The organism is Pseudomonas abyssi, assembly GCF_003444685.1.
Taxonomy (GTDB): domain Bacteria; phylum Pseudomonadota; class Gammaproteobacteria; order Pseudomonadales; family Pseudomonadaceae; genus Halopseudomonas; species Halopseudomonas abyssi.
Genome location: NZ_LMAZ01000004.1, coordinates 43,979 through 63,531, shown reverse-complemented (window position 1 = coordinate 63,531; position 19,553 = coordinate 43,979). Strand labels below are relative to the sequence as shown.

Here is a 19,553-nt window from a genome sequence, read left to right as displayed (position 1 = left end):
GCCAGGCACAACGGGAAGAGCGCGTATACTGCGCAGGACGTTTACCACCGCAGGCGCGCACATGAGTCAGCACAGGCAGCACAGCGAGTACCGGGCCGCACCGCCGCCCGACCATGCCCGCCTGCGCCCGGCGCCGCTGCCTGCGGAACCACTCCCGCGTACCGCGCTGCTCGACCAGCTCATGCAGCACCTGGCCCGGGGACGACGCCTGGCGCTGCTACGCAGCCCACCGGGCTACGGCAAGACCACCCTGATGCACGCCTGCGCACTGCAGCTCAGGCAGGACTGGCTCTGGCTGCGCTGCAGCAGCGCCGACAACCAGCCGGCTCAGTTGCACAGTCAATTGGCCGCACTACTGGCGGTGCCACAACCCGACAATCCGGCGCACCTGGAAACGACACTATTCAACCAGCTGGAAGCACGCCAGGCGCCACTGGTGCTGTTTATCGACGACCTGCACCTGCTGCGCAGCAACCCTGCGCGTCAACTGATCAACCGCCTGCTGGCAGTGGCGACACCCCGGCTGCAGATTGTCGCTGCCAGCCAGGGCCAACCCCAACTGGCCATCACCCACCTGCACCGTGATCAGCAACTGCTTGCACTCGACACCGCCGAGCTGGCACTGGACAGCCAGCAGATTGCCGCGCTGGCGAGCGCCCGGCATATCGCCCTGGACAACGACAGCCTCTACCAGCTGCGTACCAGCAGCGAAGGCTGGATCAGCGGCGTGCTGCTGGCACTGTCCGCCCGCGCCCGACAGACCAATGCCGACGAAGACACCGCGCGCTACCTGAACGAGTCGGTGCTCGACAGCCTGGCCCCGCGCCTGCGCCATTTTCTTGAGCAAACCTCGGTGGTCAGCGCCTTCAGCCCGGCACTGGCCGCGCACCTGAGCGGCGACGCACAGAGCGAGCGCACCCTGGCCCAGCTGCGCCGCGACGGCCTGTTTATCGAGGACAACCCCGACCCGCTGCTGCCGCTGCGCTACCACCCGGCCCTGCGCAACGCCTGCCAGCAGCGACTGCAACAGCGCGCCCCGGCACGTCTGCGGCAACTGCACCTGCGCGGCGCAGACTGGCTGCTACAGCACGGCTGCTACGGCGAGGCGGTCTATCAACTGGGACGCGGCGGCGACTACAACCGTCTGCTCGCCGAGGTAGAGCAGCACAGTTTTGATCTGCTGCGCGAGGGCAAGGTGGACTCCATCGTCGACTTTCTGATGGATCTGCCCAACCGGGATACCGACCATCTGACCCTGGCCATCACCGAGGCCAGCACCGTCATCGCCACCAATGACATCGAGCGCGCCCGCCTGTGTCTGGCCCGCCTGCAGCGCCTGGTGCGCGACCTGCCGCCGCCGATCCCTCGGCCCGAACGGGTGTTCCAGAGCATGGCCTTTGTGCGCAGCCGGCTGGCGGTGCTGGCCGGCAACTACCAGCATGGTCTGCGCCTGACCGGCGACAGCCTGCGCCGCTGGCCGCAGCAAACCGCCGCCAGCGCGGTGTTGCTGTACAACCGCGCCAGCTGTCTGCACGCCCTGGGCGAGCTGCATGCCGCGCGCCGCGTGGCCGAGGACGCCCTAAGCCAGCTCAGCCAGTTTGCCTTTCGCGGCTATACCCACAACCTGCAGCTGCTGCTGGCCCAGATTGACCTCAGCCAGGGCAACAGTGCCGGTGCGGCCCAGCGCCTGGGCGCCCTCACCGAGCGCCCCGATAGCCGCTCGAACACCTTTTACGAGCTGTTCCTCAACATTGGCCAGGCCCAGGTTCTGCAGCAGCAGGGCGCCTTTGAGGCGGCGCGACAGCAACTGGCCCAGGCCGAAGCGACCGCACTGGAGGTCAGCCATAGCGCTGCCTTGCCCTGGGTACTGCATTATCAGGCCTGCCTGCACGACGCCTGGGACCAGAGCGCTACGGCCGCACGCCTATGGGACGAAGCCCTGCGCCTGAGCCGACAGTTTCGCCTCTGCGGTCTCTATCGCCTGGCTGCAGCCTGGCGGGTACGCCTCGCCGCGCGGCAACAGGACGAAACCGCCATCCAGCAGTGGCTGAAAGAGTGGCGCTGGTGCCAGCAGCAGGGTGAGAGCAACGCTCACCGCGAGGAGTTACTGGCCTATGCCTGGGTGCTGCAGCATCAGGGTCGGCACGACGAGGCCCGCCAGCGCGCCGACGACCTGCTCAACCAGGCCCGGCAACAGGACAACCGCTGGCTGGCGCTGCAAGCGCACCTGTTGAGCGCCCGACTGGCCCGCGACACCGGTCACCGCGACAGCCTGATCAACCAGCTTGAATCCGCCCTGCAGCTCAGCCTGCAACAGGGTTTTGCGCAATTGCTGCAGCACGAAGGCCGCAGCCTGAGTGATGCGCTCAGGCCGCTGCTATCCGCTCGCTTTCGTCAACAGCAGGGCCTTGCCCCGCTACCCGCCGAGAACCCGTTGCTGCATCCGCTGCAGCAGCTGCTGGCCGACAGCCAGACGCAACACCTGCTGGTCGAGCCGCTGACCCGCCGCGAACAGCAGGTGCTACAACGCATCGCCCGGGGCCAGAACAACCAGCAACTGGCCGATGCCCTGTCGGTCAGCACCAGCACCATCAAGACCCACATCAACAACCTGTTCCGCAAGCTGGGCGCCAACGAGCGCCAGCAGGCCATTCAGATCGCCCGCAGCCTCAAAATTCTGCCTTAGCGACCTTTTTCTCCACCCATCTCCACCCTGAAAATCCACCCTTGGTTGGACGCGCCAGGTCAGGCACTTTGCTAAAAAGCACAACGTGTTTCACCCCGCCCACGAGGTCACCATGACTGACAAGCTGCTCAACGAACGCGAGCTGAACTTCCAGCTCTACGAAATGCTCGACACCGAAGCGCTGCTAGAGCGTCCGCGCTACGCCGAGCACGACCGCGCCGTCTTCGACGCCACGCTGGAAACCGCCCGCGGTATCGCCGCCGAGTACCTTGCCCCGCACAACCAGAAAGGGGACGCCAACGAGCCGACCTTCGACGGTGAAAAGGTCACTCTGATCCCGGAAACCAAGGCCGCCTGGAATGCCCTGGCCGAGGCCGGTTTCCACGCCGCGCACCACGATGCCGAAGACGGTGGCCTGCAGCTGCCGGAAGTCATCCTGCGCACCTGCGTGGCGTACTTCAGCGCCGCCAACATCTCCACTTCCGGCTATTCCTTCCTGACCATCGGCTCGGCCAACCTGGTCAAGAGCTTCGCCAGCGATGAGCTGCGCGAGCGTTTCCTGCCGCCGATGCTGGACGGCCGTTACAGCGGCACCATGGCGCTGACCGAGCCGGGTCAAGGTTCGGCGCTGGGCGACATCCGCACCACCGCGCGCCCGGCAGACGACGGCAGCTACCGCGTGTTCGGCCAGAAGATGTTTATCTCCGGCGGTGACCACGAACTGACCGACAACATCGTGCACATGGTGCTGGCCCGCATCGAAGGCGCACCCGCCGGGGTCAAGGGCATTTCCCTGTTCCTGGTACCCAAGGTGCTGGTCAACGAAGACGGCAGCCTGGGCGCGCGCAACGACGTCGCACTGGCCGGTCTGCTGCACAAGATGGGTTACCGCAACACCACCTCTACCGTACTGAGCTTCGGTGAGAAGGGCGGTGCGGTCGGCTATCTGGTCGGCGAGGCCCACAAGGGCCTGTCGTACATGTTCCAGATGATGAACGAGGCACGTATCGGCGTTGCCCTTGGCGCATCGGTGCTGGCCTATCAGAGCTACATCCATGCCCTGGACTACGCCCGTGAGCGCCCGCAGGGCCGTCTGCCCGGCAGCAAAGACCCGCTGGCACCGCAGGTGCGCATCGTCCAGCACGCTGACGTCCGCCGTATGCTGCTGCAACAGAAGGTCTACGCCGAAGGCAGTCTGAGTCTGTGCCTGTACGCCAGCAGCCTGTTCGAGGACTCGCACACCGCGCCGACCGAGGCCGAGCGTGCCGACGCTGCCGAGCTGCTCGACCTGCTGATTCCGATGGTCAAGTCGTATCCGTCCAAGTACGGCGTGATTGCCTCCGATCTGGGCATTCAGATTCTCGGCGGCTCCGGCTATATCCGTGAGTACCCGCTGGAGCAGTACTACCGCGACAATCGCCTGAACCCGATCCACGAGGGCACCGAAGGCATCCACGGCCTCGATCTGCTGGGCCGCAAGCTGGGTCAGCGTGGTGGCAAGGGCTATCGCCTGTTCCTCGACGCCGCGCGCGCCAGCATCAATGAGGCCGCCAGCACTAAGCAGTGCGCCGGTCTGGCCGCCGCATTGAACGACGCGCTGGGCATTCTCGAGCAGCTCAGCCCGGAACTGCAGGCACAGGTCGCTGCGGATGTAGACCTGGGCCTGGCCAACGCCACCGCCTATCTGGACCTGTTCGGCCGCGTAGTCGTCGGCTGGATCTGGCTGCGGCAGGCACTGGTGGCCGAACGCGCACTGGAGGCCGGCGCCGCCGACAGCGAAGCCGACTTCTACCAGGGCAAGCTGCACGCCGCGCGTTACTTCATGGACTGGGAACTGGCCGGTCTGGCCAGCCAGGCGCAGCTGCTGCGCAGCGGCAACCGCCTGACCTACGACATGCAGGACGCCTGGTTCTGACTTCAGGCGTGGCCGGCACGCTGGTGCCGGCCTGACAGAAGAGAAAACGCGGATGGCACCACGCATGCCATCCGCGTTTTTTATTCTTCATGAATTGACCAGCGGTACAACAGCTGGGCCAGCTACCACCTGGTACTTTCGCGAACTCGGTCTTTCGCCTTTTACGGCAAGCCAAGGGGCCAGCAACCTGCCTTTACGTAAAGCGGGGTTGCGTCATCCTGGGTGGGCTTTAAGCCTCATTCAATAAGGCGGGAAGGCTTCCAGTACCCGCCCCGTCATGCGCCGGGCCTGCTCGTCGCGCTTGGCTGGGGTCTGCGGCGAGGAGCTCAGGCGCTCGCTTTCGCTGCCACGCCAAACCAGACGACCGCTGGCCGGGTCCAGCAGGTCGATCTGCAAGGTGATCTCCTTGTAGTCCGAGGGATAGGTCTGAATCGACGGACCACCCCAGAAACCACCACCCCAGCCCCAGTAGCCGCCAAAGCTGGTGCTCACGTTCTCTTCACGGTTTTCCACCACAACATAGGTCTTGACCGACAAATCTGCCGCCTGGCCTTCCCGCACCGGGCGCAGGCCGCGGGCGTCCAGCCCCTCCGCCACCGCCTGCTTAATTCGTTCAGCGGTCAGGTCGCTGCTCAGGCGCGGATCTTCGGCGGGTGTAAAGGTGACCTGGGGTTCAGCCCATTGCCAGGTCTGGCTGGTAGAGAAGTCATAGCTGGTGTCGTAGTCCGGCTTGATGGTGGTCTGACAAGCCGCCAGGACGAGAACACAGGGCAGCAGAAACACATGATGAAGACGCATGAGAAGTACTCCGATGGTGATGGTACCGGCCCCCAGTGTAGCGCGACGCCGGGCTGACTGCTGCCCGACCATGACCGTATCAGGCCCTTTGGTCGCGCTTGCCGATTACTGACACGGAAAAAGCGTGCAAATTGCACGGCCAAATTTTCTCCGTCGTGCAATGCGCACAGGTCAACGGGCCAGCAGTTAAACACAACCAATTGATTTTAAAGGGTTTTATAAAAACCAAAAAGCTGGCACGACCTCTGCAATATTCCATGCAACGGTCACCGATAGGCCGGATACGGACAAAGCGAGAACAGGAGAAACACCCATGAACAAGCTGAAAACACTTGCCATTGCTACCGCCACCGCCAGCGTACTGAGCATGACGTCAATGGCCGCACACGCTGATGACGGTGACCTGACCGAAGCCCGCCAGGAAGGCTCTATCTGGACCGCCATCACCCTGAACCGTCACCTCAACCCCTTCACCATTGATGTCGACGTCGAAAACGGTGTCGCCACCCTGACCGGTGATGTGGAAAGTGACGTCGACCGCGACCTGGCAGAACAGGTTGCCAAGGACATCGACGGCATCCAGCGCGTTGACAACCAGCTGCAGGTCAACCCGGACGCCGAGCGCAAGGAGCGCACTGAGGGCAACACGCCGCTGTCCACCAGCTTCAGCAACGCCACCACCACAGCGACCATCAAATCCAAGCTGCTGTGGAACAGCAACACTGAAGGTCTGGACATCGATGTCACCACCAACAACGGTGTGGTCACCCTGAGCGGTACCGCCCAGAGCGACGAAGCCAAGGACCTGGCCGGCATGCTGGCCAAAGACACCGACGGCGTGCACCGCGTCGATAACGAAATCCGCGTCAACGCCGATGCGACCGCTGCCGCCAAGGCACAGAACGCAGCCGATGACGCCGGCGAGGCCATCAGCGATGCCTGGATCACCAGCAAGATCAAATCCAGCTATCTGCTGAGCAGCAACCTGAGTGGCCTGGATATCTCGGTTGATACCAAGAACGGCGTTGTCGCCCTGAGCGGCACCGTAATGTCCAGCGAAGAGAAAGATCTGGCTATCCAGACCGCCGAAAACATCAAAGGCGTGAAGGAAGTGACCGCAGAGAACCTGCGCACTGCCAGCTAATCCGGTGGCCGGCCCGACGGGCCGGCCCTCACCCTGAAGCTTGAAGCAGAACCGTGTTTTACGCACCCAACAGAAGGATACGGATCATGAGCAACAAGACTGAAGAACTGAATGACCTGATTGAAGTCACCCGCGACGGCAAGCGCTTTTACGAGCATGCCCGTGACGAAGTCAAAGAGCCGCAACTCAAGGCGCTGTTCACCGACATGGCCCAGGCCAAGACTGAGGTCATCGCCGCCCTGCAGGGCAAGGTCGCTGCCAACGCCGACACCCCGGCTACCGGCGGCACCCTGACCGGCAAACTGCGTGAGGTGTATGCCGATACCCGCGCCAAGCTGTCCAGCGACGAAGGTGCCACCTACATCGCGCAGCTGGAGGAAGCGGAAGACCGCATCCTGCACGCTTTTGAAGACGCCATGGACGCCCACGAGCCCGACCTGCGCGCCGATGTGGCACCGCTGCTGCCCAAGGTACGCGCCTGCCACGACCGCATGCGCGATCTGAAAAAGGCACAGTAACCATTACCGGTCGCCGCCCGCCTTTGCGCTGGCGGTGACCCGTCAGATCAGGCCGGAGCAATCACGCCGCAGGCTTGTCGAAAAGGAGAAACACCATGCTTAGTTGGGCTATTACTTTCCTGATTATCGCCATCATCGCTGCGGTACTGGGCTTCGGTGGTATTGCTGGCACCGCGACAGGGATCGCCAAAATCCTGTTCCTGGTCTTCCTGGTGCTGTTCATTGTCTCCTTCATCCTGGGGCGCCGACCCAAGTTATAGCGACCTGCGATGAATGACCCCGCACCCGCCTTCTGGCGGGTGCTGTCGTATCTGCCCTCAGTCTTTGATCAGGTTGCCGCGAGCATCACCTTGAACACGCCACTGGCCCGTGCACACACCTCTCCGTCTGCCAGCACCAGCGCCTCGGCAAAGCACAGGCTGCGGCCCGTCTTGCGCACCGTCGCCCGCACCTCCAGCCACTGCTCGCACCGTGCGGTACCGAGAAAATCCAGCGATAGATTCACCGTTACCAGCCCGCTGATCTCCGTCAGCTGCCGCGCGCAGCTCAGCCCCATGGCATTGTCGGCCAACGCCGAGATCAGGCCGCCGTGCACAAATCCACGGCTGTTGGCATGCGCCTCGGCGGCGCGTAGCCCAAGGCTGAGTCCGTCAGCGCGCTGCATGGCGTACAGCGGCTCCCAGGGGTCAGTCAAACCGCTGCGCCGGGTGTGACGGGTAAAACCATCGGGGATAGCTGAACTGGACATGGCAACACTCCTTCACTGGATGATGTAGACCAGTCTATATAACTTCAGCGTATTCGCCCTGTCACACAAACGGATATAGCGACGCTGAATGGCAGCAGCAAAGTGGCGCGAGGTTACACCGCTGCCATACGCAGACGCACCAGCGCCGCAACCTCTTCGGCTGTCTCGACAATCGGCTGGTCGCTGCCGGCCACCCGCGCCAGCAGCAAAGCGCCCTCCAGACTGGCGACGGCCAGTTGCGCCAGACGCCGCGCGGCGTCCTCATCCAGACCATCGCGTTGCAGCGCCTGCTGCAGCACCGCGCACCAGTCAGCAAAAACGGTACGACCGGCGACCGTCATAGCCGAGGACGCAGGCGCCGTTTCCAGCAGGCAGGTCGCAATGGGGCAGCCGTCACGATAATCGGAAGCCGACATCCAGCCGGCCAGCTGCGCGGCATAGGCCCTCAGCAGCGTCGGCGTGTCTGTCGCCTCAGCCGCCATCTGTGCCAGGGTGTTGCGGCCACGCTCGCCAGCCCAGCGCACCGCCGCCACACCCAGCTCCTCCTTGCCACCAGGAAAGTAATGGTAGAGCGAGCCCTTGGGTGCGCCGCTCTCGCGCAGGATGTCGTTAAGACCGGTGGCAGCATAACCACGCTGACGAAACAGCTTGGCGGCGGTCTGTATCAGATGTTCCCGGTGTTTGGCGGCGGCCGGCATGGCTGAATCCCTGGGGCGATAATAGGTCAGGCGGCAGTGTACTACGCAGAGCAGGCGCCAGCCCGGCCACACCGGCACATCGTCGCCACCGTAACCCTGACCCAGCGCAAGGTGGTCATGCCAAACTCTGCTAGGGTCTGTTGATGTTTTATTCACCCGCCTGCCGGAGGCCAGCATGACCGACACACTGCACGACTGGAGCCAGGGCTTCGGCGTCATCCAACATGACTTTCTGACCCGCGAGCGCATCGATACGCTGCTTGAAGCCTTGGCCGCCGAAGGCACCTGCCAGCGCGATCAGGCGATCGAGCTGCTCCAGGCGGCGGACCGGCTGTGCAACGCCGCCATGCGTCAGGTCGCCCATATGACCTACGCCCGCCAGGTCTATCTGGACGGCCGTCCGCTCGACCAGAGCGATTTCAAGCCAACACCCGAAGGCCACACCGGCGGCGCGCTGAACATGGTGCCGGCCTACGTCGGCTATCTGCTCGCCAACGCGCTGACCGGCACCACCCGCAGCTGGCTGATGGGCCAAGGGCACTGCGTGGCGGCGATTGATGCGGTCAACGTGCTGATGGGCAACACCGAAGCGGCGCAGGCCGAGCGCTACCCGTTCAGCGATGCCGGACTCAGCCAGCTCTGCCAGGACTTCTACAGTTACGCCATCGACGCCGAAGGCCGCCCGGCGGTGCCGCTCGGCAGCCACGTCAATCCGCACACCGGCGGCGGTATCAGCGAGGGCGGCTACCTAGGCTTTGCCGGCCTGCAGTACGTGCATATGCCGCTGCCCGGCCAGGAGCTGGTGACCTTCCTCAGCGACGGCGCCTTTGAGGAGCAGCGGGGCAGCGACTGGGCGCCACGCTGGTGGCGCGGTGAAGACAGCGGGCTGGTGATGCCGATCATGATCGCCAACGGTCGGCGTATCGACCAGCGCTCGACCATGGCCCAGGTTGGCGGCGTCGACTGGCTGCGCGACCACCTGACACTCAACGGCTTCGACCCGATCGACATCGACGGCCGCGATCCGGCCGCCTTTGCCTGGGCCATCATCGACATGGCCCGCAGCCTGCGCCGCGCCCATGAGGCCGTCGTCAACGGCGACGCGGAATACCCGGTGCGTCTGCCCTACGCCATCGCCGAAACGGTCAAGGGCTTCGGCTTCCCGGGCGCCGGCACCAACGCCGCCCACAACCTGCCGCTGGTCGACAATCCGGCCGTCAACGAGGCCGCCCGCGAGCGCTTCAATCAGGGCATCGCCGCGCTGCACGTCGACGAAGCCGAGCTGCGCGCCGCAATCGCCGCCCTGAACACCCACAGCGAGCAGCAGCGCCCGCAAGAGAAAGACCACCCGCTGGCACGTATTCAGGTCCCGGCACCGCAGCTGCCGCCGATCGCCATCGATCAGCCGGACTCGCCCATGGCCGCCATCGACCAGTGGTTCTGTGCGCTGATCCGCGCCAATCCAGAGCTGCGCGTACGCGTCGGCAACCCGGACGAAATGCGCAGCAACCGCATGAACCAGACCCTCGACCTGCTGCTGCATCGGGTCACCGCAGCCGAAGACGGCATCGCCGAAGGACCGCAGGGCAGCGTGATCACCGCCCTGAACGAGGAGGCCGTGGTCTCCGCGGCACTGGCCAACCGCCAGGGCATCAACCTGGCCGTCAGTTATGAAGCCTTTGCGGTGAAAATGCTCGGTGCCATGCGTCAGGAACTGATCTTCAGCCGCCACGCCCGTGAACTGGGCCGCGCACCGGGCTGGCTCAGCGTGCCAATCATCGCCACCTCGCATACCTGGGAGAACGGCAAGAACGAGCAGTCCCACCAGGATCCGACCCTGTGCGATGCCTGGCTGCAGGAAATGAGCGATGGCGCGCCTGTGTACTTTCCGGTCGACAGCCACAGCGCGGTCGCGGTGATGCGCAAGGTCTACGCCAGCCACGGCAAGGTAGCACTGGTCGTCGCACCGAAAAACCCGGTTGAGAGCTGCCTCACCGTGCCTGAGGCGCAGGCCGCTGCCGACAACGGTTTTGCCGTCCTCAGCGCCGATCCGGGCGCCGAGCTGCAGCTGCTGGCCATCGGCGCCTACCAGCTGCAGGCGGTACGCCGCGCGGCCCGGCACCTGCGCTACCACGGCGTGCCCTGCAGCGAAGTGGTGCTGATCGAACCGGGTCGACTGCGCGAAGCACGCGACACGCTGGAACAGGCGGTGGTGCACAGCGACAGCGACCTCGCCCGGCGCATCCCCGCCGCACGCTGTCGCCTGTTTGTCTGCCACGGTCACGCCGAGGTGATGACTGGCGTGTTGCGTCGCCTCGATACCGGGCCGCAGACCAGCCGCTTTCTCGGCTATCGCAACCGCGGCGGCACGCTGGACACCTTCGGCATGCAGTTCGCCAACCGGCAGAGCTGGGCGCATCTGGTTGCCGAGGCGGCTGCGCTGCTCAACCGGCCGCTGGACGATCTGCTCGGCAAGGCTGAACAGGCGGTGCTCAGGGGCGAGGGCGATCCGCGGTTACTGGCGCGCTGAGTGGCGCGCCGCCTGCCAGCGGCGCAACGCCTTCTCCAGCTCGACCACCACAAAGATCGACAGCGCGACCGCTGTCAGCCGCAGCCAGTCTGCGGCCGACAGCGACTCCAGCCCGAACAGCTGCTGCGACCAGGGCAGATAGCTGTAGAGCAGCTGCAGCAGCACTACGCCAACAATGGCCCCCAGCATCGGCCCGGCACGGCGGACAATGGCGGGGGACAGAACCGAGGCATCGAGAAAGCGGCAGTTGATCAGATACACTGCCTCGATCATTACCAGCGTGTTGACCGCGACCGCCCGCGCCAGCTCGACTGACGCGCCGTGGCTCAGGTAATCACTGAACTGCCAGAACACCAGCAACGCCGCCCAGACCGACACCAGCGCTGCCCGGCCCGCCAGCGCTGCCCCGATCAGACTTTGTCCAGCTGGCCTTGGCGGGCGCGCCATCACGCCGGGCTCAGGCGGCTCAAAGGCCAGCGCCAGCGCCAGCGTGACGGTGGTTACCATGTTGATCCAGAGGATCTGCGCCGGGGTGATCGGCAGCGTCCAGCCAAGCAGAATCGCCAGGATGATCACCGTCGCCTCGGCCAGGCTGGTCGGCAGCGTGTAGAGGATAGATTTGACCACGTTGTCATACACGGTACGGCCTTCGGCGACCGCATGGGCGATGGTGGCAAAGTTGTCGTCGGTCAGCACCATGTCACCCGCTTCGCGCGCCGCATCGGTGCCCTTGCCGCCCATGGCGATGCCAATGTTGGCCTGGCGCAGCGCCGGTGCATCATTGACTCCGTCACCGGTCATCGCCACCACCCGGCCCTGGCGCTGCAGCGCCTCGACCAGCTGCAGCTTGTTGGTCGGGCTGGTGCGGGCAAAGATATCGACGCTCACCGCAGCCTCATCCAGCCCGTTCCGATCAAGCTGATCCAGCTCGGCGCCGGTCATCACCCGCTGCACGTTCAACCCCAGCTCGGCGCCAATCGCCGCAGCGGTTACCGGGTTATCGCCGGTGATCATCTTCACCCGAATACCCGCCTGGTGGCAGCGGGCAATACTGGCGATGGCTTCCGGCCGGGGCGGATCACTGATGCCGACCAGCGCCAGCAGACACAAACCCTGTTCGACCAGGGCGTGGTCCGCATGACTATCCACCGGCAAACGACGCTCGGCCAGCGCCATGACGCGCATGCCATCGGCGCCAAGACGCTGCAATTCAGCCTGCCAGCGCGACAGCTCCAGCGGCTCCGGGCCATTGCTCCCGAACTGGCTATCGCAGCAGCCGATCAGTCGATCCGGCGCGCCCTTGACCGCCAGCAGCGCGACACCGTCGGTGTCCGAACGGTGCAGCGTGGCCATATAGCGGCGCTCGCTCTCGAACGGCAGCTCCTCCACCCGCGGCCAGCGCTCCAGCAGTTCACTCGCATTCGCCAGCGCCTTGCGCGCCAATACCAGCAGGGCACCCTCGGTCGGGTCGCCGTGCAGCCGCCATTGGCCGTCTTCCTGCGACACACTGGCATCGTTGCAGAGCAGTGCTACGCGCGCGGCAGCCAGCAGTGCCCCGTCGGCAGCAGGCTCTATGACGCCCTGCGGGCTGTAGCCATCACCGCCGATCCGGTGCAGCTGAAGCGCCGTCACACATTGGCGCGCCGTCATGGCATTGGCGGTCAGGGTCCCGGTCTTGTCGGAGCAGATAACGTCAACCGAGCCGAGTACCTCGACGCTGGGCAAGCGGCGGACCAGCGCCTGCTGCCGCGCCATGCGCTGCACGCCGATGGCCAGCGCAATGGTGACAATCGCTGGCAGCCCTTCGGGAATGGTCGCCACGGCGATACCGATGGCGGCCTGAACCATGTCGTCCAGCGCCAACCCGCGCAGCAGGTTACCGATCAACAGGGTCAGCAGCGCGATGACCACCGTCAGGATGCTCAGTTGACGGGCAAAGCGGGTGAGCTGAACCTGCAGCGGGGTAGCGGTCAGGCTGACCTGCCGAGTCAATTCGCTGATGCGGCCGATCTCGGTCTGCGCGGCGGTGCGGCACACCAGCCCGCGCGCGACCCCGGCAGTCACCAGTGTCCCCATGAACGCCATTCCGCGTTGCTCGGCCAGCGGCACGTCTGCCGCGTCGGCCTCAAGGTGCTTGCGAACCGCCACCGATTCACCGGTCAGCATCGACTCGTCGCAGGCCAGATCCTTGAGCTGCAGCAAGCGCAGGTCTGCCGGCACCTTGTCGCCCGCCTGCAGGCTGACCACATCACCCGGTACCAGCTCGCTGCTGTCGACCGTGCGCAACTGGCCGTCGCGCCAGACCAGCGAGCGGGTGCGGGTCATGCCGAGAATGGTCTGCAGGGCAGCCGATGCCTTGCCTTCCTGAACGAAGCCGACCAGCGCGTTGATCAACACCACGCCAAAGATCACCCCGGCATCGACCCGGTGACCCATCAGCAGACTGATCACGCCACTGGCGATCAATACGTAGATCAACGTGTTCTGAAACTGGCGGGCAAACCGCCGCCAGGCCGGTTCCGGCGGCGCCGGGGGCAGGGCATTGGGCCCGCACTGCTGCAGTCGCCTGGCAGCCTCGGCCCCAGTCAGGCCCTGTTCGCTGCCGCCCAGTTGCTCCAGCGCGTGATACCCCTCCAGCGTATGCCAATCAACCGGCGATCCCTGCTCAGGCACGACCTGTCTCCTTTCAGAACGCCATAGATTGGCCGGGGGTCGGGATCATGGCGTCGATCTGATGCTCATCCCACAGCCGCTTGGCCAGCGCATCCAGGGCATCGGCTTCGCCGTGCACCAGCACCACCTCCGGGCTGGTCTCAAAATGACTGACCCAGTCCACCAGTCCGGTCTGGCCGGCGTGGGCGGAGAAACCGCCCAGCGTCTCGATCTGCGCCCGCACCAGGTACTCCTCGCGGAACAACTTGATGCGCTTGACCCCGTCAACCAGGATGCGGCCCAGCGTGTTACGCGCCTGATAGCCGACAAAGATCAGGGTGTTGCGCTCATCCCAGATGCGCTGCTTGAAGTGGTGACGGATGCGCCCACCGGTACACATGCCGCTACCGGCAATGATCAGCGCGCCACGCTTGATCTTGTTGATCATCATCGACTCGTCGGTGCTGGCGGTCAGCCGCAGGCGCGGCAGAAAGTCACGCAGCAGCGTCTGATCGCCGCTGCACAGGCCCTTGGCACCTTCGCAGTCGAGCTGGCTTAACCAGCGGTCGTAGAGCCGTGTCACCTCAATCGCCATCGGACTGTCGAGAAAAATCTCCCAGTTATCCAGCTTGCCTTGCTGGTGCAACTGGCCGAGATAGAACAGCAGCTCCTGCGTGCGGCCCACCGCAAAGGCGGGAATCATCACGTTGCCGCCGCGCTCCCAGGCTTCACTGAGAACCTGCTCGAACTGCTCCAGCGTATTGCCCAGGGTACGATGGTCACGGTCACCGTAGGTGCCTTCCATCATCACCACATCAGCACGGGTCAGGACCTCGGGGTCAAACAGCAGCACGCTGTCCTTTTTGCCCAGATCGCCGGAAAACACCAGGCGCTTTTCCCGGCCCTGCTCCTGCAGCGTCAGCTCGACTATCGCCGAGCCCAGAATGTGGCCGGCATCGTGGAAAGTCACGCTGCCCGCCTCACCAATCGCAAACGGCTGACGGTAACGCTGCGGCGAGCATTGCTTGAACACCCGCTCGACATCCGCACGCGTATAGGCCGGCTGCAGTTCCGGCGCACCACGGCGAGAGCGCCGCAGATTCTCGCGCTCCAGGTCGCGTTCGTAGAGGCCGGCCGCATCATTGAGCATCACTTGCAGCAGATCGGCGGTGGCGCGCGTGCAGTAGATCGGCCCGCGAAACCCTTCGCTGACCAGTTTCGGCAGCAGCCCGGAGTGGTCGATATGGGCATGCGAGAGGATCACCGCATCGATGTCCGCCGGCTTGAATCCAAACCGTTCATCGCGCAGCCGGTCCACCGCATCGCCGCCCTGATGCATCCCGCAGTCCAGCAGTACCTTGCCGACCGCCACCGAGCTCACCAGGTGACAGGAGCCCGTGACTTCCTGCGCCGCCCCCAGAAACCGAATACTCGCCATGCCGCAACCTCCGTCGTGTCATCGTGGCTATTCCACTCTGGCACAGTTTGCCGGGGCCTGCCGCCGGCTGCGCTGACCCATATCAGCATCAGCGTTAGCGCCGGCTGGCTGATACACTGCCGCGACTGCGACAGGAGGAGACTATGAGCAATACCAAACTGGAAGGCCTGCAGGTGCGCCGCGAAGTCATGGGCGATGCCTTTGTTGACCGCGCGCTGAACAACGCCACCGAGTTCAGTCAGCCACTGCAGGAGTTCGTCAATGAGCACGCCTGGGGCGGGGTATGGAACCGCGAAGGGCTGGACCGCAAGACGCGCAGCCTGATCACCCTGGCCGCCCTGACGGCGCTGAAATGCCCGCAGGAGCTGAAGGGCCATGTGCGCGGCGCGCTGAACAACGGCTGTACCGTAGAGGAAATCCGCGAAGCGCTGCTGCATTGCGCGGTGTACGCCGGCGTGCCTGCGGCCATCGACGCCTTCCGTTCAGCGCAGGAAGTCATCGACAGCTATCAAAAGGGCTAGGGTCTGTTGACGTTTCGTTCGCCCGCCTGCCGGAGGCCGTTTTTTCGGCCAGGCAAGGCGGAGGAAGCGCAGTGTAGTTGACCTACATAAACGACCGACAACGTAGCACGGCTGAAAAATGGCCCCGGCCCTGCGGGTTGCGCCTGTAAGGCCGCCACTCGGCGTCGCTCGTCACTTATTTGGAATGACCAAACTGCGCTCCTCGCTTCTTGATTGGCGACCTTACAGGCAGCAACAGGCGGACGAACGAAACGTCAACAGACCCTGGGGCCGCGCCCTGCTCAGGCAAAACGGGATTCAAGGTAGGCGTTGATCGCGTCGGACTCGTACAACCAGCGGGTCTGGCCGTCTTCCTCGATGCGCAAACAGGGCACCTTGATCTTGCCGCCTTCAGCCAGCAGGGTCTGGCGGTGCTCGGTATTGCCGGAGGCATCGCGCAGTTCAACAGGCAGGTTCAGGCGACGCAGGGTGCGGCGCACCTTCACGCAGAACGGGCAACCGTGAAACTGGTACAGCGCCAGCGAAGAGGCCGCCTCATTGACCGCCGCCTGCGCGGCGGGCTCACGCTGCATCGGGCTTGGGCGAGTAAGAAAGCTGATAAAAACAACGAGCTGGCCAACAACGACCCGCAGAGCCTTGACGATCATGGCAGGATTCTCTGTGATGAAAAATGGGGCCACGCAGCATACCCTGTCCGCTGCGCCAACCCAACATGACCCGACCAAGCAGCGCAGGCATACTCTGCGCAGGCCCTCCTGATCTCGAGCCACCATGAACCCCGAAGACCTTCTCCTGCTGGTTACCCGCGAAATGCCCTACGGCAAGTACAAGGGCCGCCTGTTCGCCGACTTGCCCGGTCACTACCTCAACTGGTTCGCCCGCGAGGGCTTCCCCAAGGGTGAAGTAGGCCGCCTTCTGCAACTGATGCAGGAGATCGACCACAACGGCCTCAAGCCCTTGCTGGATCCGCTGCGTACCCGTCCCCGAGTGCCCGACCAGGATTGATGCCGCAGGTCGTCTGAACTTGCCTTGCCTCAGGTGCTCTATGCTGTGAGACATGCGCGCCTGCTCTGACGCAGGCGCGGCACAGCCTGTTCCACCACTTTAGGAGTATTCCGATGGCCAAGATGCTGGTGCTGTATCACTCTATGTACGGACATATCGAAACCCTTGCGCAGGTCGTCGCCGAAGGCGCGCGGCAGGTTCAGGGGGTTGAGGTCACCATCAAGCGCGTCCCCGAAACCATGCCCGATGAGGCCTTCAAGGCAGCCGGCGGCAAGGTTGATCAAGCCGCAGAGGTAGCCAGCCCGGGCGAGCTGGCCGACTACGACGCCATCGTCGTGGGCACGCCGACCCGCTTCGGCAACATGTCCAGCCAGATGCGTACCTTCTTCGATCAGACAGGCGGCCTGTGGGCCAAGGGCGCGCTGCACGGCAAGATCGCCAGCGTGTTTACCTCCACCGGCACCGGCGGCGGCCAGGAGATGACCATCACCTCCACCTGGACCACCCTGGCGCACCACGGCATGGTCATCGTGCCCATCGGCTACGGCACCAAGGAACTGGCCGATATCGAACACGGCAAGGGCGGCACCCCGTACGGCGCATCGACCATCGCCGGCGGTGATGGCTCGCGTCAGCCAGATGCCCGCGAGCGCGCCATCGCCCGCTACCAGGGCAAGTATGTGGCGGGACTGGCCCAGAAACTAGCCGGCTGAGGGCACGCCATAGCGGCCCGTCAGATACGGCAGAACGCTGCTCCAGGGATATTGAATTACGGTCATAATCTAATTAAGATGACAACCGTAATTTAAACTTGGAGCACGACCATGAATGCCTTCCCGACTGTTCAGACCGCTCTGATCACTGGCGCCTCCAGCGGCATTGGCGCCACCTATGCCCGCCGCCTGGCGGCGCGCGGCTACAACCTGCTGCTGGTCGCCCGCAATGAAGCCCGACTCAGATTGCTGGCTGATGAGCTGACCGCCCGCCACGATATACAGATCGACATTCTCGCCGCGGACCTCGAGCAACACGGCGAGATCGAGCGGGTCGCCAATCGCCTGCGCAATGACCAGCAGATCAGCCTGCTGGTCAACTGCGCCGGTGTCGCCCTGAATGGCAGCCTGGCCGAGGCGGATATCGACAGCACCCACAGCCTGCTGCAACTCAATCTGCTGGCCCTGACCATGCTCTCCAGTGCAGCGGCCGTGCGCTTCAGCCTGGCCGGACGCGGCGCGATCATCAACATCGGCTCGGTGGTCGCGCTGCTGCCCGAGCGCTTCAACGCCATCTATGCCGCCAGCAAAGCCTACGTCCTGAGCCTGAGCCAAACCTTGCATGCCGAACTGAGCAGTCGCGGTGTCCAGGTGCAGGTGGTCCTACCTGGCATCACCCGTACCGAGATATTCGAGCGCTCCGGCAGCTCCCTGGCGCAGATCCCGCCGAGCATGGTGATGGAGGTAGAGGATCTGGTCGACGCCGCTCTGCACGGCTTCGACCAGGGCGAGCTGGTGACCATTCCCTCGTTGCCCGACGGTGATGACTGGCACGCCGTGACCCAGGCGCGCATGCAGCTGGCGCCCAACCTGTCGCGCAACCAACCGGCCGCGCGCTATCACTGAGCAGTCAGGCCGTCGCCCAGATAACCTGCGCGGCGGCCCGCCCCCCCTCCACCAGCGCCGCTTTGTGCGCCTGCTGCACCTGGCTGCCGACAATCAACCCTTCACCTATCAGAAACAGTTGCGTCGCCAGCGGCTCGGGCTGACTGGCGCCAGCCGCCGCGCACAGCGTCAGCAGATAAGCTTGAATGTCCTGCTTGTGACTGGCCGCCTGTTGATGGGGCACAGCGTCCATCTGGGCAAACTCGGCCGACGCGTTGATAAAGGCGCAGCCGCAGAAGTCATCCTCCTGAACCCAGTCAGCGATAAAGTCGATGTAGGCCAGCGGGCGATGGGCAACAGCCGCCTGCTCGACAAACGTCCGCAGCCTGGCCATGAACTGCGCATGGCGCAAATCCAGCGCAGCCTCAATCAGCGCATCCTTGCTCGGATAGTGGCGGTAGAGCGTCTTCTTGGTAACGCCAGCCTCCCGGCTGAGCAGGTCTACCCCTGATGCGTGAAATCCATTGCGATAAAACAGCCCCAGCGCGGAGGCAACGATCTGTTGCGGCGTGCTCATAAGTATACCGATCGGTTGACCATAAGATACTGATCGGTATACTAGCCCGAAATCAGCTTACTTTCACCCACGCAGGACCTCGCCATGTCGATCCGCCGCTTGCTGCACTCGGGCGCACCGCCCGCGCCCCCGCTGACCTTTATCGCGCTATCGTCGCTCGGTGCGCTCATCGCCATCGCTATTACCGGCGGTTTGAGCGTGGTATCGGGCATCCCCTGGCTGATGGCGCCCTTCGGTGCCAGCTGTGTACTGGCCTTCGGCGTACCAGACTCGCCGCTGGCGCAGCCGCGCGCAGTGATCGGCGGCCACCTGGTCGCCACCGCAGTCGGTCTGGCCGTGGCGGCACTACTGGGTGACGGCTGGCTGGCCTGTGCGGTCGGGGTTGCCCTGGCGCTGGCCGCCATGCAGCTGACCCGTACCCTGCACGCACCCGCCGGCGCCGATCCGCTGGTAGTGATCATCGCGCACGCGCCGCTGAGCTATCTGGTATCGCCGGTACTGGTCGGCTCGCTGGTAATCGTGCTGACTGCCTGGGCGGTCAATAATCTGCGTAGCCCGCGGAGTTATCCGAAGTATTGGTTGTGAGGCTCGGCAGCAAAACATTCTCATGACAAACCAATGGGGACCAATGAGTATTTGTCTTTGCCTGAACGCCAGCCTTCCTTAGAGTGGGACGAATATCCGCAGACAGGTTTCCGGCCTGAGCGGCAACGGGATCTGCCTTT

Annotated in this window: 18 protein-coding genes; 11 read left to right on the top strand and 7 right to left on the bottom strand. The window is 64.3% G+C overall.

The features are described from left to right. Positions 1 to 61 precede the first annotated feature (61 nt). Together ASB58_RS13245 and ASB58_RS13240 are read left to right on the top strand one after the other, a co-directional pair. Positions 62 to 2,686: a LuxR C-terminal-related transcriptional regulator gene (locus ASB58_RS13245; RefSeq protein WP_118131194.1), complete on the top strand. Its 2,625-nt coding sequence runs from the start codon at positions 62 to 64 to the stop codon at positions 2,684 to 2,686. Positions 2,687 to 2,798: 112 nt separating this feature from the next. Then, positions 2,799 to 4,601: an acyl-CoA dehydrogenase gene (locus tag ASB58_RS13240; RefSeq protein WP_118131193.1), complete on the top strand. Its 1,803-nt coding sequence runs from the start codon at positions 2,799 to 2,801 to the stop codon at positions 4,599 to 4,601. Between the two features lie 240 nt (positions 4,602 to 4,841). Here ASB58_RS13240 and ASB58_RS13235 read toward each other — a convergent pair whose 3' ends face one another. Further along, a complete protein-coding gene (locus tag ASB58_RS13235) occupies positions 4,842 to 5,399 on the bottom strand; it encodes a DUF4136 domain-containing protein (RefSeq protein ID WP_118131192.1) in 558 nt (185 codons plus the stop codon). Between the two features lie 313 nt (positions 5,400 to 5,712). Between ASB58_RS13235 and ASB58_RS13230 the strand changes: the two genes are divergently transcribed. The 3 genes from ASB58_RS13230 (at position 5,713) to ASB58_RS13220 (ending at position 7,321) form a co-directional block, all read left to right on the top strand. Further along, positions 5,713 to 6,543 carry a BON domain-containing protein gene (locus tag ASB58_RS13230; RefSeq protein WP_118131191.1) on the top strand — a complete coding sequence of 277 codons (831 nt, stop codon included), beginning with the start codon at positions 5,713 to 5,715 and terminating at the stop codon, positions 6,541 to 6,543. Positions 6,544 to 6,629: 86 nt separating this feature from the next. Next, positions 6,630 to 7,061, top strand: coding sequence for a ferritin-like domain-containing protein (locus tag ASB58_RS13225; RefSeq protein ID WP_096005221.1), 432 nt, complete (start codon positions 6,630 to 6,632; stop codon positions 7,059 to 7,061). A 95-nt stretch (positions 7,062 to 7,156) separates the two neighbouring features. Next, positions 7,157 to 7,321: a DUF1328 domain-containing protein gene (locus ASB58_RS13220; RefSeq protein WP_096005220.1), complete on the top strand. Its 165-nt coding sequence runs from the start codon at positions 7,157 to 7,159 to the stop codon at positions 7,319 to 7,321. Between the two features lie 68 nt (positions 7,322 to 7,389). Here the strand turns inward: ASB58_RS13220 and ASB58_RS13215 are convergent, their stop codons facing one another. Continuing rightward, positions 7,390 to 7,809 carry a PaaI family thioesterase gene (locus tag ASB58_RS13215; RefSeq protein ID WP_096005219.1) on the bottom strand — a complete coding sequence of 140 codons (420 nt, stop codon included), beginning with the start codon at positions 7,807 to 7,809 and terminating at the stop codon, positions 7,390 to 7,392. 113 nt (positions 7,810 to 7,922) lie between these two features. Further along, positions 7,923 to 8,507, bottom strand: coding sequence for a TetR/AcrR family transcriptional regulator (locus ASB58_RS13210; RefSeq protein WP_096005218.1), 585 nt, complete (start codon positions 8,505 to 8,507; stop codon positions 7,923 to 7,925). Between the two features lie 175 nt (positions 8,508 to 8,682). Between ASB58_RS13210 and ASB58_RS13205 the strand changes: the two genes are divergently transcribed. After that, a complete protein-coding gene (locus ASB58_RS13205) occupies positions 8,683 to 11,037 on the top strand; it encodes a phosphoketolase family protein (RefSeq protein WP_118131190.1) in 2,355 nt (784 codons plus the stop codon). Here the strand turns inward: ASB58_RS13205 and ASB58_RS13200 are convergent. Both ASB58_RS13200 and ASB58_RS13195 read right to left on the bottom strand, forming a co-directional pair. Next, a complete protein-coding gene (locus ASB58_RS13200) occupies positions 11,023 to 13,710 on the bottom strand; it encodes a cation-translocating P-type ATPase (RefSeq protein ID WP_118131189.1) in 2,688 nt (895 codons plus the stop codon). The genes ASB58_RS13205 and ASB58_RS13200 overlap by 15 nt on opposite strands. A gap of 13 nt (positions 13,711 to 13,723) precedes the next feature. Next, positions 13,724 to 15,127 (bottom strand): MBL fold metallo-hydrolase RNA specificity domain-containing protein, encoded by a 1,404-nt coding sequence (locus ASB58_RS13195; RefSeq protein WP_118131188.1) that lies wholly within the window; start codon positions 15,125 to 15,127, stop codon positions 13,724 to 13,726. 143 nt (positions 15,128 to 15,270) lie between these two features. On the opposite strand from ASB58_RS13195, the gene ASB58_RS13190 reads away from it, so the two are divergent. Then, positions 15,271 to 15,648 carry a carboxymuconolactone decarboxylase family protein gene (locus tag ASB58_RS13190; RefSeq protein WP_118131187.1) on the top strand — a complete coding sequence of 126 codons (378 nt, stop codon included), beginning with the start codon at positions 15,271 to 15,273 and terminating at the stop codon, positions 15,646 to 15,648. Positions 15,649 to 15,929: 281 nt separating this feature from the next. On the opposite strand, the gene ASB58_RS13185 is transcribed toward ASB58_RS13190, so the two are convergent. Continuing rightward, on the bottom strand, positions 15,930 to 16,295 hold the full coding sequence (locus ASB58_RS13185) for a glutaredoxin family protein (RefSeq protein WP_118131186.1): 366 nt from the start codon (positions 16,293 to 16,295) through the stop codon (positions 15,930 to 15,932). 124 nt (positions 16,296 to 16,419) lie between these two features. Here ASB58_RS13185 and ASB58_RS13180 point away from each other — a divergent pair, with 124 nt between their 5' ends. From ASB58_RS13180 to ASB58_RS13170, 3 genes are all read left to right on the top strand, one after another. Next, the gene (locus tag ASB58_RS13180; protein ID WP_118131185.1) at positions 16,420 to 16,653 is read left to right on the top strand and encodes a DUF3820 family protein; all 234 of its coding nucleotides are present in this window, start codon (positions 16,420 to 16,422) and stop codon (positions 16,651 to 16,653) included. 113 nt (positions 16,654 to 16,766) lie between these two features. After that, on the top strand, positions 16,767 to 17,366 hold the full coding sequence (wrbA, locus tag ASB58_RS13175; RefSeq protein WP_096005211.1) for an NAD(P)H:quinone oxidoreductase: 600 nt from the start codon (positions 16,767 to 16,769) through the stop codon (positions 17,364 to 17,366). A 111-nt stretch (positions 17,367 to 17,477) separates the two neighbouring features. Then, positions 17,478 to 18,272 carry an SDR family NAD(P)-dependent oxidoreductase gene (locus tag ASB58_RS13170; protein WP_118131184.1) on the top strand — a complete coding sequence of 265 codons (795 nt, stop codon included), beginning with the start codon at positions 17,478 to 17,480 and terminating at the stop codon, positions 18,270 to 18,272. A gap of 4 nt (positions 18,273 to 18,276) precedes the next feature. Here ASB58_RS13170 and ASB58_RS13165 read toward each other — a convergent pair whose 3' ends face one another. Next, positions 18,277 to 18,828 carry a TetR/AcrR family transcriptional regulator gene (locus tag ASB58_RS13165; protein ID WP_118131183.1) on the bottom strand — a complete coding sequence of 184 codons (552 nt, stop codon included), beginning with the start codon at positions 18,826 to 18,828 and terminating at the stop codon, positions 18,277 to 18,279. Between the two features lie 84 nt (positions 18,829 to 18,912). Between ASB58_RS13165 and ASB58_RS13160 the strand changes: the two genes are divergently transcribed. Further along, positions 18,913 to 19,413 (top strand): HPP family protein, encoded by a 501-nt coding sequence (locus ASB58_RS13160; protein WP_118131182.1) that lies wholly within the window; start codon positions 18,913 to 18,915, stop codon positions 19,411 to 19,413. The last annotated feature ends 140 nt before the right edge of the window (positions 19,414 to 19,553 follow it).

What these genes read in the sequence shown, in the direction of transcription:
- ASB58_RS13180 (WP_118131185.1), top strand. Translation starts at nt 16,420, where the DNA reads ATGAACCCCGAAGACCTTCTCCTGCTGGTTACCCGCGAAATGCCCTAC.
- ASB58_RS13240 (WP_118131193.1), top strand. Translation starts at nt 2,799, where the DNA reads ATGACTGACAAGCTGCTCAACGAACGCGAGCTGAACTTCCAGCTCTAC.
- ASB58_RS13190 (WP_118131187.1), top strand. Translation starts at nt 15,271, where the DNA reads ATGAGCAATACCAAACTGGAAGGCCTGCAGGTGCGCCGCGAAGTCATG.
- ASB58_RS13170 (WP_118131184.1), top strand. Translation starts at nt 17,478, where the DNA reads ATGAATGCCTTCCCGACTGTTCAGACCGCTCTGATCACTGGCGCCTCC.
- ASB58_RS13165 (WP_118131183.1), bottom strand. Translation starts at nt 18,828, where the DNA reads ATGAGCACGCCGCAACAGATCGTTGCCTCCGCGCTGGGGCTGTTTTAT.
- ASB58_RS13210 (WP_096005218.1), bottom strand. Translation starts at nt 8,507, where the DNA reads ATGCCGGCCGCCGCCAAACACCGGGAACATCTGATACAGACCGCCGCC.
- ASB58_RS13215 (WP_096005219.1), bottom strand. Translation starts at nt 7,809, where the DNA reads ATGTCCAGTTCAGCTATCCCCGATGGTTTTACCCGTCACACCCGGCGC.
- ASB58_RS13230 (WP_118131191.1), top strand. Translation starts at nt 5,713, where the DNA reads ATGAACAAGCTGAAAACACTTGCCATTGCTACCGCCACCGCCAGCGTA.
- ASB58_RS13195 (WP_118131188.1), bottom strand. Translation starts at nt 15,127, where the DNA reads ATGGCGAGTATTCGGTTTCTGGGGGCGGCGCAGGAAGTCACGGGCTCC.
- ASB58_RS13220 (WP_096005220.1), top strand. Translation starts at nt 7,157, where the DNA reads ATGCTTAGTTGGGCTATTACTTTCCTGATTATCGCCATCATCGCTGCG.
- ASB58_RS13245 (WP_118131194.1), top strand. Translation starts at nt 62, where the DNA reads ATGAGTCAGCACAGGCAGCACAGCGAGTACCGGGCCGCACCGCCGCCC.
- ASB58_RS13225 (WP_096005221.1), top strand. Translation starts at nt 6,630, where the DNA reads ATGAGCAACAAGACTGAAGAACTGAATGACCTGATTGAAGTCACCCGC.
- ASB58_RS13185 (WP_118131186.1), bottom strand. Translation starts at nt 16,295, where the DNA reads ATGATCGTCAAGGCTCTGCGGGTCGTTGTTGGCCAGCTCGTTGTTTTT.
- wrbA (WP_096005211.1), top strand. Translation starts at nt 16,767, where the DNA reads ATGGCCAAGATGCTGGTGCTGTATCACTCTATGTACGGACATATCGAA.
- ASB58_RS13205 (WP_118131190.1), top strand. Translation starts at nt 8,683, where the DNA reads ATGACCGACACACTGCACGACTGGAGCCAGGGCTTCGGCGTCATCCAA.
- ASB58_RS13160 (WP_118131182.1), top strand. Translation starts at nt 18,913, where the DNA reads ATGTCGATCCGCCGCTTGCTGCACTCGGGCGCACCGCCCGCGCCCCCG.
- ASB58_RS13235 (WP_118131192.1), bottom strand. Translation starts at nt 5,399, where the DNA reads ATGCGTCTTCATCATGTGTTTCTGCTGCCCTGTGTTCTCGTCCTGGCG.